Below are 11,002 nucleotides of genomic sequence, written 5' to 3'. Positions count from 1 at the left end.
GATGCATCTCGGGGTCGCGCTCACCGCTGCTGTTCTTGGTCGAGCTGGGCGCGGCAATGATGGTGGCGTCCACAACGGTGCCAGTCTTGAGCAACAGGCCTTGATGGGCCAGCCCGGCATTGATGGTGGCCAGCACCTGAGGGGCGAGCTGGTGTTTCTCCAGCAGGTGGCGAAAGCGCAGGATGGTGCTCTCATCCGGCAGGCGCGCTGCGCCGTCCAGGCCAACGAAGCGGCGGTACAAGGGGCGCTCGTGCAGCTCTTCTTCCATCGCCGGATCGCTCAGGTTCCACCACAGCTGAAGGCAGTGGATGCGGAGCATGGTCTCCACCGCAAACGGCGGGCGCCCACCCAGCGCCTGGTGCGCGCCGCGGGCGTGTGGCTGGATGAGCGCGACCAAGGTCTGCCACGGCACAACCTTGTTCATCTCTTCAAGAAACACTTCCTTGCGCGTCTTCTTGTGGAGGGGATCCAGCCCCAGCGTGATTTGGTTCATGCCCCTATCTTCTCCTCACTTCATGCCACTTGCCAGTTCAAAGAGCGTGGGGTTTTGCAGTCCTTCCCTAGCTCCTTGATGTCTGGTGCCCAGGCCCTGGCGGGTGCGGGTCGGCAACTGGGTGGGCACGGGCCGGCCGGCCAGCCCTTCGCGGCCCACGCGCTGGCGGCGTTTGCGCAGTTCGATGAAGCGCATCACGGCCTCAGCGAGGTCGTCGTCGGTGGAGAGTTCGAGCGTGTCCACGCCGGCACGGCCCAGGCTTTCGCGCAGTTGCGCCTCGCGCTGGGCGGCGATGCGGGCAAAGCGCTGCCGAAATCCTGCGTCGTGCGTGTCCACCAGGAGTTGCTGGCCCGTCTCGGCGTCGCGGATGGGGATGAGGCCGAGATCGGGGAGGTCGAGTTCCAGCGGGTCGAGCAGGCGAACGGCCACCACGTCGTGCCGGCGCGCCAGTTCACCCAGTGGTTTTTCCCAGCCGGGCTCGCTGATGAAGTCGGACACCACGAACACGGTGGCACGCTGACGGACGGTGTGCACCGCAGCGCGCAGCAAATCGGCCAATTGCGTGACACCGTTCTTCTTCGGCGTACCTGCGGGCTGCGCGGGCGGTTGCAGCACCATCTGCATGAGGCGCAGCACCTGCGTGCGGCCGCCGCGCGCGGGCAGCACGGCGTCCACCACCGGCTGGCCCCGCGAGCCGTACAGCACTGCGCCCACGCGGTTGCCATGGCGACCGATCAGGCGCGCGAGCACGGCGGTGAAATCCAGCAGCACCTGGCTCTTGCGCTGCTCGCCGGATCCGAAATCCACCGAAGGACTGAGATCGAGCAGGAACCAGGCGGCCATCTCGCGGTCTTCGGTGAACACGCGCACGTGAGGTGTCTGCAGGCGGGCGGTGACGTTCCAGTCGATGTGCCGCACGTCGTCGTGGTGCTGGTACTCGCGCAGATCGGCCAGGTCCAGACCCGAGCCGCGCATGAGCGTGCGGTAGTCGCCCTGCAGCAGGCCGTCGAGCCGACGCAACACCGTCCATTCAAGGCGGCGCAGCAGCGCATCGGCACGGCGTGCCACCGGCGTGGCGGTGGCCTTGGCCACGACCGCCGCCTCGGCACCGCCTTTCCTGCCAAACAGCCGCGCGAGCATGATCAGGCTGCCTTCTTTTCGTGTTCCAGCGGCCGGGCCGGCGCGGGTATGTGCTTCATGATGCGCGCCACCAGCGTTTCGCTGGTGAGGCCTTCGGAAAGGCCTTCGTAGGACAGCACCACGCGGTGGCGCAGCACGTCGGGCACGAGGTCGCTCATGTCCTCAGGCAGCGCGTAGCTGCGCCCGCGCAGCATGGCCAGGGCGCGCGCACCTTCCACCAGGCCGATGGTGGCGCGCGGGCTGGCGCCGAAGGTGATCAGATGGGCCATGTCCTTGATGCCGTGTTTTTCCGGTGTGCGCGTGGCCGAGACCAGTTTGACGGCGTATTGCACCAGCGAAGGGTCCACGTACACCTGCCTGCACTGCGCCTGCAGCGCGGCCAGCTGGTCGGTGGTGGCCACGGCATTGATGTCCACCTGCGGGCCGGTGACGCGCTCGACGATGACGAACTCCTCTTCGTCGGTGGGGTAGTCCACCATCACCTTCATCATGAAACGGTCCACCTGGGCTTCGGGCAAGGGGTAGGTGCCTTCGGTCTCGATCGGGTTCTGCGTGGCCATGACCAGGAAGGGGTTGGGCACCTTGTGAGTCTCGCCGGCAATCGTCACCTGGCGTTCCTGCATCACTTCCAGCAGCGCGCTCTGCACCTTGGCCGGCGCGCGGTTGATTTCGTCGGCCAGCAGCAGGTTGGCGAACACGGGGCCCAGCGAGGTGCTGAAGTCACCGGTCTTCTGGTTGTAGATGCGCGTGCCCACGAGATCGGCGGGCACCAGGTCGGGCGTGAACTGGATGCGCTTGAAGCGACCCTGCACCACGCTGGCCAGGGTCTTGACGGTGAGCGTCTTGGCCAGCCCGGGAACGCCTTCGACCAGCAGGTGGCCCTGGGCGAGCATGGCCACCATGACGCGTTCGAGGAACCGGTCCTGCCCGACCACCACGCGCTTGACCTCGTACAGGATCTGCTCCATGAGCTGGGCGGTGTCGGGGGCGTTGTTTTGGTCCATGGAGCGCTCCTGTGTGTGTGACGAGACTAGAACGGGGGCAGACCGGCAGCGCTCGCGGCGCTCTCGATCGGTACAGCAAATCCGATGCCAACGAAGGTTCGGTGGCTGGTGGGGTTGAGGATGCCGGTGACGATGCCGACCACCTCGCCATCCATGGTGACCAGCGGACCGCCGGAATTGCCGGGGTTGGCCGCCGCATCGAACTGGATCAGGTTGCTGATTTCCTGCTCGCCCTCGGGCGACTTGAAGGCGCGGCCGAAACCGGAGATGACGCCATGCGAAACCGAGGGCCCGATGCCGAAGGGGAAGCCGACGGCGACCACGAGGTCACCGGGTACGAGGTCGCTGGTGGAGCGCATGGTGGCAGCAATGAGGTCGTCGGGAATGGTGTGTGCCTGCAGCACGGCCAGGTCGTTGTGCGCCTGCACGCCGGTCACCGTGGCGCCGGACTCGCTGCCGTCGGAGAACACCAGTTTGATGGTCTGCGCGCCCTGCACCACGTGCAGGTTGGTCAGGATGATGCCCTTGTCGACGATCACCACGCCCGTGCCCACGCCCTGCTCCTGCTCCTCGCCCTTCTTGTCCTTGCCGTAGGACATGACGCGCACCACGGCAGGGCGGATCTTCTCGGCCGCGCGCGCGGCCTGGGAAGGCAGGTTCTGGGTGGTGAGGGTGCGCAGCACCGCCGCATCGATGTCTTTCTGGGTGAGGGCCTTGGGCACGGTGTGCTGCCAGACACTGGCAGCCAGCAGCGCGGCCAGCAGGGCCAGGCCCGCCCACAGTGCACGCGGGCTGCCCGCCGCTCGGGTGGCGCCCTGCCGCCAGCGCCGCAGCCGGCCGGGCTGCGCCACCACCGCCGCCTCGGGCGTCACGGCCGCAGGCGCGTCGGCCTGCGCACCCCCGCCTCGGCGGGAGGGGCTGTACAAGGCAGGTTTTCGCATGGCGGCTCCTGGTGACAGGGGGACGACACATCATGCCGCGTTGCGGCATCCGGCTCAAGCACTCAACAATTGTCGAAGCACGTAAGGGAGGATTCCGCCCTCCCGGTAATAGTTCACCTCCACCGGCGTGTCGATGCGCAGGATCACCGACAGCTGGCGACGCTGGCCATCCGGACGGGTGATCACCAGCTGCGCTTCGCTCTGCGGCAGCAGTTCCGAGTGCGGCAGCACGTCGATCGTCTCCTCACCGGTCAGGCCCAGGCTCTCCCAGGAATCACCGGCCTTGAACTGCAGCGGCAGCACGCCCATGCCCACCAGGTTGGAGCGGTGGATGCGTTCGAAACTGCGCGCCACCACGGCCTTGATGCCCAGCAACTGGGTGCCTTTGGCGGCCCAGTCGCGGCTGGAACCCGTGCCATATTCCTCTCCGGCGAACACCACAGTGGGCACCCCGGCAGTCTGGTAGCGCATGGCGGCGTCGTAAATGGGCATCTTCTGCCCCTTCAGCGGGCCTTCCTGCTGGTACAGCGTCCAGCCGCCCTCCTCGCGCGAGCCGTCGGGTTTGGCCGGCAGCATCAGGTTCTTGATGCGCACGTTGGCGAACGTGCCGCGCATCATCACCTCGTGGTGGCCACGGCGCGCCCCGTAGCTGTTGAAGTCGGCCTTCAGCACGCCCTGCGCCAGCAGCCACTGGCCGGCGGGCGATTTCTCGGCAATGTTGCCGGCCGGGGAGATGTGATCGGTGGTGATGGAGTCGCCAAACAGCGCCATGACACGCGCGCCCTGCACCCCGGGGGCCTGCGTGGCCGCGGGCATGTCGAGCTGGAACGTCTCGAAAAACGGTGGCTCGGCGATGTAGGAGCTCTGCGGCCAGGTGTAGGCATTGCCCGTCACGCCCTTGATGCGTTCCCAGAGCTTGCCCGGCTCGCTGGACACGCGGGCGTAGTTCTCGCGGTAAGCCTTGCCGTTCATGGCGAACTTCATGAGCTTGTGGATCTCTTCGCTCGAGGGCCACACGTCACCCAGGTACACCGGCTTGCCGCTCTTGCCCTTGCCCAGCGGCTCGGTCATGAGGTCCTTCATCACATTGCCGGCGATGGCGTAGGCCACCACGAGCGGTGGGCTGGCGAGGAAGTTGGCCTTGAGGTTGGGGTGGATGCGGGCTTCGAAGTTGCGGTTGCCCGAGAGCACCGCCGCGCACACCAGGTCGTTCTGCGTGATCACCGCGTTGAGCTCGGGCGTGAGGTCGCCCGCATTGCCGATGCAGGTGGTGCAGCCGTAGCCAGCCAGCGAGAAGCCCAGCTTCTCCAGGTAGGGCAGCAGACCGGTCTGCGTGAGGTACTCGGTGACGATGCGCGAGCCAGGCGCCAGCGAGGTCTTGATGTGCGGCTTGACCTTGAGCCCGGCTTCCACCGCCTTCTTGGCCAGCAGGCCGGCCGCCAGCAGCACGCCGGGGTTGCTGGTATTGGTGCAACTGGTGATGGCGGCAATGAGCACGTCGCCATTCCCAATGGTGAGCTTCTTCTGCGCATCGTGCGAGAGTTCCCCCTCCACGGTGGCCATTTCGGGGGCGGGCTTGTTGGCCTCCATCTCGGCCACGAAGCGCGGTGCACCAGCGGGTGTGGGCTTGGCCTCCTTGAGCGGAGGTTCGGCAGTCGGGCTCATTTCGGGCTGATGACGGGTGTGCAGCAGCGCAGGCGGCTGGTTGAAGCCATTTTGCGAAGCCGGCTTGCTGAACAACTCGGCAAACTGGCGCGCCACCTGACCCAGTTCGATGCGGTCCTGCGGGCGCTTCGGGCCAGCCAGGCTGGGCGTGACCTGGCCCAGATCGAGCCGGACCACCTGCGAATACTCGATGTCGCCGGCCTTTTGAGACGCACCGGGTGCACCCGGAACGCCAAACAGCCCCTGGGCACGGAAATAGGCTTCGAAGGCTTCGATCTCGGCCTGGCTGCGGCCGGTGCCCTTGAAGTAGTCCAGCGTCTTGCCGTCGACCGGGAAAAAGCCCATGGTGGCACCGTACTCGGGCGCCATGTTGGCGATGGTGGCGCGATCGGGCAGCGAGAGCGAGGCCGTGCCTTCGCCGAAGAACTCCACGAACTTGCCCACCACCTTGTGCTGCCGCAGGATTTCGGTGACGGTGAGCACCAGGTCGGTGGCGGTGCAGCCTTCGCGCAGGCGGCCGGTAAGCTCGAAACCGACCACGTCGGGCGTGAGGAAGTACACCGGCTGGCCCAGCATGGCGGCCTCGGCCTCGATGCCGCCCACACCCCAGGCGACCACACCGATGCCGTTGATCATTGTGGTGTGGCTGTCGGTGCCCACCAGGGTGTCGGGGTAGTACAGGCCGCCCTTCAAGTGCACGCCGCGCGCCAGGTATTCCAGGTTGACCTGGTGCACGATGCCAAAGCCCGGCGGCACCACGCCAAAGGTGTCGAACGCCTGCATGCCCCACTTCATGAACTGGTAGCGCTCGTTGTTGCGCTGGAACTCGAGCTTCATGTTGAGGTCCAGCGCGTTCTTCGTGCCGTAGTAGTCGACCATCACCGAGTGATCGACGACCAGATCAACCGGCACCAGCGGCTCGATCTTCTTCGGGTCCTGGCCCAGGCGCTCGGCCACACTGCGCATGGCGGCGAGGTCGGCCAGCAGTGGCACGCCGGTGAAATCCTGCAGCACCACGCGCGCCACGGTGAACGGAATCTCCTGGGTGCGCTCGGCCTGAGGCTGCCAGTTGGCCAGCTCGGCCACGTGTTCGGGCATCACGCGTTCACCGTCGCAATGGCGCAGCACGCTCTCCAGCACGATGCGCAGCGACACCGGAAGCCGTGAGACCCCGGGGAACTCCCTGGCCAGCGCCGGCAGGGAATAGAAGCGCCCCGTCTTGCCCGAAGCGGTCTTGAAACTCTTGACGGTGGAGGCGAAGGGGTGGGCGAACTTCGTGGGGGTGTCTGCAATGGGGGAATGCTGGGCCATGGTCAACTCCTGACGGGATCGGTGAAACACCGGTCCATTCTGTCAGCAGCCAGCACAAACTTGCACGGGACACGGAAATGCCCCATGCAAATGCCCAGGGTCAGATTCTTCCCATGAGCAGCAGAACGATCACGATCACCAGCACCACGCCCAGCAATCCGCTCGGTCCGTAGCCCCACGATCTGCTGTGCGGCCAGCTCGGGATGACACCGACCAGCAACAGCACCAGAACGATCAACAGAATGGTTCCAAGGGTCATGGCATCCTCTTTTCTTGATAAGTGGGCAGCAGACATCGCCGCCCTGGAGAACCCAGCGTAGCCCCGAGGCATGTTTCCATCTGTTCGCTGGCGCACATCGCGGGTGCGCCAGCCGCCAGGCTCAGACCGCCAGGGCCAGGCGCTGACGGCGCAGACCCATCCACTGGAGTTCTGCCAGGGCAAGCACCGTCACCGCCTGGAACACCAGGTAGGTCACGCCCAGGGCGGTGACACCGGGTGCGCCGCCAAAGGCCAGCGCGAGGCAGCCGATTGCCCAGGCGAAATTGCCGACCACCAGTGCGGCCAGTGCGGCGCGCGGCGGCGCGGCCTGCAGGGCCAGCCACCCTGCCAGCACGACGAAGGCGAAGATGGCGATGCCCGATGTCTGCAACAGCGGTGCCGACAGGCCCAGCCACTGGGCCAGCAGGCCGGTCAGGCCTAGGTGCGCAGCACCGATGGCGGTTCCGGAGATGGCGTCGAACGCCAGGACGCGACGCAGGCCGGCAGGAGAGGTCAGGGAGGCGATAAGGGACATGGTGTGCTCCAGAGTGATGAATGAACAGGGTGCGGGAGTGATGGTCGCCGTGCCCACGCCGAGCGTCGATGACCTCTGAGGTCATGGCCGTGCCGCGTTTCGGTGCCCTACCATGCCGTCCATGAACGCCCTGACCACCCCCACCCGCAGTGCTTCCGTGCCCTCCCCGTTTGGCGAACGCCTGCGCCACTGGCGCCAGCGGCGTCGGCTGAGCCAGCTTGACCTGGCGCATGTGGCCGATGTCTCCACACGCCACCTCAGCTATGTGGAAACCGGCCGCGCCAGCCCCAGCCGCGACATGGTGTTGCGCCTGGTGGACCGCCTCGACATTCCCCTGCGCGAGCGCAACGCGCTGCTGGAAGCAGCGGGCTACGCACCCATGTACCGCGAGCGGCCGCTGGAAGCGCCCGACATGACACCGGCACGGGAGGCGGTGCAACGCATCCTGACTTGCCACGAGCCCTGGCCCGCACTCGCCATGGACCGCCACTGGAACCTGGTGATGGCCAACCGAATGGTGCCGCCGCTGATGGCAGGCGCCGCGCCCGCCCTGCTGCAAGGGCCCATCAACGTGCTGCGCCTGAGCCTGCACCCCGAAGGCCTGGCGCCGCGCATTGCCAACCTGCACCAGTGGCGCGAACACCTGTTCGAGCGCCTGCGCCAACAGATCCACGCCACCGGCGATGAGACGCTGGCCGCCCTGCTTGCCGAACTCAAGGGCTACCCCGAATCCTTGGGCAGTGAAGCGGTTTCGCTGCCCGGAGAGCACCACGGTGTGCTGATGCCATTCCAGTTCAACACCGGCCACGGCGTGCTCAACCTCGTGAGCACCACCACGGTATTCGGTTCACCGGTAGACATTACGCTGCAGGAACTGGCGCTGGAGACGTTTTTTCCGGCGGATGAGGCCTCTGCGGAACTGCTGCGTGGCCTGGCCACGCAGATATGAAAAAGCCGCTGCAATCGCAGCGGCTTTTTCATCCAGGACAGAAAGGTCAGGCAGTCACGCCCTTGGCGGTTTCGGCGTACTCCTCGATCTGGTCGAAATTCATGTACTTGTAGATCGAGGCGCCGTCCTTGTTCACCACGCCCATGGCCTCGTGGTACTCGGCCACGGTGGGGATGTGGCCGAGCTTGGAAGCGATGGCCGCGAGCTCGGCCGACGCGAGGTACACGTTGGTGTTCTTGCCCAGGCGGTTCGGGAAGTTTCGGGTGGAGGTGGAGACCACCGTCGCGCCTTCACGCACCTGCGCCTGGTTGCCCATGCACAGCGAGCAGCCGGGCATCTCGGTGCGCGCACCGGCGGTGCCGAAGGCCGAGTAGTGACCTTCCTTGATCAGCTCGCTCTCGTCCATCTTGGTGGGCGGTGCCACCCACAGCTTGACCGGGATGTCGCGCTGGCCGCCGAGCAGCTTGGCTGCGGCGCGGAAGTGGCCGATGTTGGTCATGCACGAACCGATGAAAGCCTCGTCGATCTTGGTGCCGGCCACTTCGGACAGGGTCTTCGCGTCGTCCGGATCGTTCGGGCAGCAGAGGATGGGTTCCTTGATGTCGGCCAGATCGATCTCGATCACGTGGGCGTACTCGGCGTTCTTGTCGGCCTCGAGCAGCGTCGGATTGGCCAGCCAGGCTTCCACTTTTTCGATGCGGCGCTCCAGCGAGCGCTTGTCGGCGTACCCGTTGGCGATCATGTTCTTCATCAGCACCACGTTGCTGGTGAGGTATTCCTTCACTGGCTCGGGGTTGAGCTTGATGGTGCAGCCAGCGGCCGAGCGTTCGGCCGAAGCGTCGCTCAATTCGAATGCCTGTTCGACCTTGAGGTCCGGCAGGCCTTCGATTTCCAGGATGCGGCCCGAGAAGGCGTTGATCTTGCCGGCCTTGGCGACCGTCAGCAGGCCGGCCTTGATGGCGTACAGCGGAATGGCGTGCACCAGATCGCGCAGGGTCACGCCAGGCTGCATCTCGCCCTTGAATCGCACCAGCACGGATTCGGGCATGTCCAGCGGCATCACACCTGTGGCGGCACCGAAGGCCACCAGGCCGGAGCCGGCGGGGAAGCTGATACCGATGGGGAAACGCGTGTGCGAGTCACCGCCGGTGCCCACGGTGTCGGGCAGCAGCAGGCGGTTGAGCCAGGAGTGGATCACGCCGTCACCGGGGCGCAGGGCCACGCCGCCGCGGTTGCTGATGAAGGCCGGCAGCTCGCGGTGCGTCTTCACGTCCACCGGCTTCGGGTAGGCCGCGGTGTGGCAGAAGGACTGCATCACCATGTCGGCGCTGAAGCCCAGGCAAGCCAGGTCCTTGAGTTCGTCACGCGTCATGGGACCGGTGGTGTCTTGCGAACCCACCGTGGTCATGCGGGGTTCGCAGTAGGTGCCAGGACGCACACCAAAGCCCTCGGGCAGGCCCACCGCGCGGCCGACCATCTTCTGCGCCAGCGTGAAACCAGCCTTGGTCTCGGCGGGCGCCTGCGGCAGGCGGAACACGGTGCTGGCGGCCAGGCCCAGGAACTCACGCGCCTTGGCGGTGAGTGAGCGGCCAATGATGAGGTTGATGCGGCCACCGGCGCGCACTTCGTCGAACAGCACGTCGCTGCGCAGCTGGAACTCCACCAAAGGAGCGCCACCCTTGGTGATCTTGCCTTCGTAGGGGTGGATGTCGATCACGTCGCCCATTTCGAGCTTGCTCACGTCCACCTCGATCGGCAACGCGCCCGAGTCTTCCTGCGTGTTGAAGAAGATGGGGGCGATCTTGCCGCCGAGCGTGACGCCACCGAAACGCTTGTTGGGCACGAAGGGAATGTCCTGGCCAGTGGCCCAGATCACGCTGTTGGTGGCGCTCTTGCGGCTGGAGCCGGTACCGACCACATCGCCCACATAGGCCACCAGGTGACCCTTCTTCTTCAGGTCGTCAATGAATTGCATCGGACCGCGCTTGCCGTCTTCCTCAGGTTTGAACGCAGCGCCTTCACGCGTGTTCTTCAGCATGGCCAGGTAGTGCAGCGGGATGTCCGGGCGGCTCCAGGCGTCGGGCGCCGGTGAAAGGTCGTCGGTGTTGGTTTCGCCAGGCACCTTGAACACGGTCACGGTGATCTTCTTCTCGACCTCCGGACGGCTGGTGAACCACTCGGCGTCGGCCCAGCTCTGGATCACCTGGCGGGCCTTGAGGTTGCCTGCCTTGGCCTTCTCGGCCACGTCGTTGAAGAAGTCGAACATCAGCAGCGTGTTCTTCAGGCCTTCGGCCGCCACGCTCGCCACTTCCTCGTCGTCCAGCAGCTCGATGAGGGGGTGCACGTTGTAGCCACCCACCATGGTCCCCAGCAGCTCGGTGGCCTTGGCCTTCGACACCAGACCGACCGCCACGTCGCCGTGCGCCACGGCGGCGAGGAAGCTGGCCTTGACCTTGGCGGCATCGTCCACGCCCGGGGGCACGCGGTGGGTGAGCAGGTCCAGCAGGAAGGCATCTTCACCGGCCGGCGGCGACTTGATCAGCTCGATCAGCGCGGCGACCTGCTTCGCATCAAGCGGCAGCGGTGGAATGCCCAGCGCGGCGCGCTCGGCGGTATGGGCGCGGTAGTCGGCGAGGAAGGTGGTGGACATGTCGTACTCCAAAGAGAGGAAAAAGCGTGGGGTAGAAAAATGGTGTTGTCGTAAG

Annotated in this window: 9 protein-coding genes; 1 reads left to right on the top strand and 8 read right to left on the bottom strand. The window is 66.0% G+C overall.

What is annotated here, in order from left to right; genetic code table 11:
- The 7 genes from ACTIF6_RS14155 to ACTIF6_RS14125 all read right to left on the bottom strand — a co-directional run.
- Nucleotides 1-493: IS5 family transposase (locus ACTIF6_RS14155; protein ID WP_439588555.1), on the bottom strand; the 493-nt coding region annotated here is incomplete at its 3' end.
- Between the two features lie 15 nt (nucleotides 494-508).
- The gene (locus tag ACTIF6_RS14150) at nucleotides 509-1,633 is read right to left on the bottom strand and encodes a DUF58 domain-containing protein (protein ID WP_439588554.1); all 1,125 of its coding nucleotides are present in this window, start codon (nucleotides 1,631-1,633) and stop codon (nucleotides 509-511) included.
- A gap of 2 nt (nucleotides 1,634-1,635) precedes the next feature.
- A complete protein-coding gene (locus ACTIF6_RS14145) occupies nucleotides 1,636-2,637 on the bottom strand; it encodes an AAA family ATPase (protein WP_439588553.1) in 1,002 nt (333 codons plus the stop codon).
- Between the two features lie 26 nt (nucleotides 2,638-2,663).
- Entirely contained in the window at nucleotides 2,664-3,578 is a 915-nt protein-coding gene (locus ACTIF6_RS14140) for a S1C family serine protease (protein WP_439588552.1), read from the bottom strand.
- A 54-nt stretch (nucleotides 3,579-3,632) separates the two neighbouring features.
- A complete protein-coding gene (locus tag ACTIF6_RS14135; protein WP_439588551.1) occupies nucleotides 3,633-6,554 on the bottom strand; it encodes an aconitate hydratase in 2,922 nt (973 codons plus the stop codon).
- Nucleotides 6,555-6,654: 100 nt separating this feature from the next.
- On the bottom strand, nucleotides 6,655-6,813 hold the full coding sequence (locus tag ACTIF6_RS14130; protein WP_439588550.1) for a DUF3309 family protein: 159 nt from the start codon (nucleotides 6,811-6,813) through the stop codon (nucleotides 6,655-6,657).
- A 121-nt stretch (nucleotides 6,814-6,934) separates the two neighbouring features.
- Nucleotides 6,935-7,348: a hypothetical protein gene (locus ACTIF6_RS14125; protein WP_439588549.1), complete on the bottom strand. Its 414-nt coding sequence runs from the start codon at nucleotides 7,346-7,348 to the stop codon at nucleotides 6,935-6,937.
- Between the two features lie 121 nt (nucleotides 7,349-7,469).
- On the opposite strand from ACTIF6_RS14125, the gene ACTIF6_RS14120 reads away from it, so the two are divergent.
- Entirely contained in the window at nucleotides 7,470-8,297 is an 828-nt protein-coding gene (locus tag ACTIF6_RS14120) for an MmyB family transcriptional regulator (RefSeq protein ID WP_439588548.1), read from the top strand.
- 46 nt (nucleotides 8,298-8,343) lie between these two features.
- On the opposite strand, the gene acnB is transcribed toward ACTIF6_RS14120, so the two are convergent.
- Complete coding sequence (gene acnB, locus ACTIF6_RS14115; RefSeq protein WP_439588547.1) at nucleotides 8,344-10,947, bottom strand: bifunctional aconitate hydratase 2/2-methylisocitrate dehydratase; 2,604 nt, start codon at nucleotides 10,945-10,947, stop codon at nucleotides 8,344-8,346.
- Between the last annotated feature and the right edge of the window lie 55 nt (nucleotides 10,948-11,002).

The organism is Hydrogenophaga sp. (assembly GCF_051860785.1).
Taxonomy (GTDB): domain Bacteria; phylum Pseudomonadota; class Gammaproteobacteria; order Burkholderiales; family Burkholderiaceae_C; genus Hydrogenophaga.
Note: the sequence above shows the minus strand (reverse complement) of the source record. Positions and strands in the feature narration are given on the sequence as shown.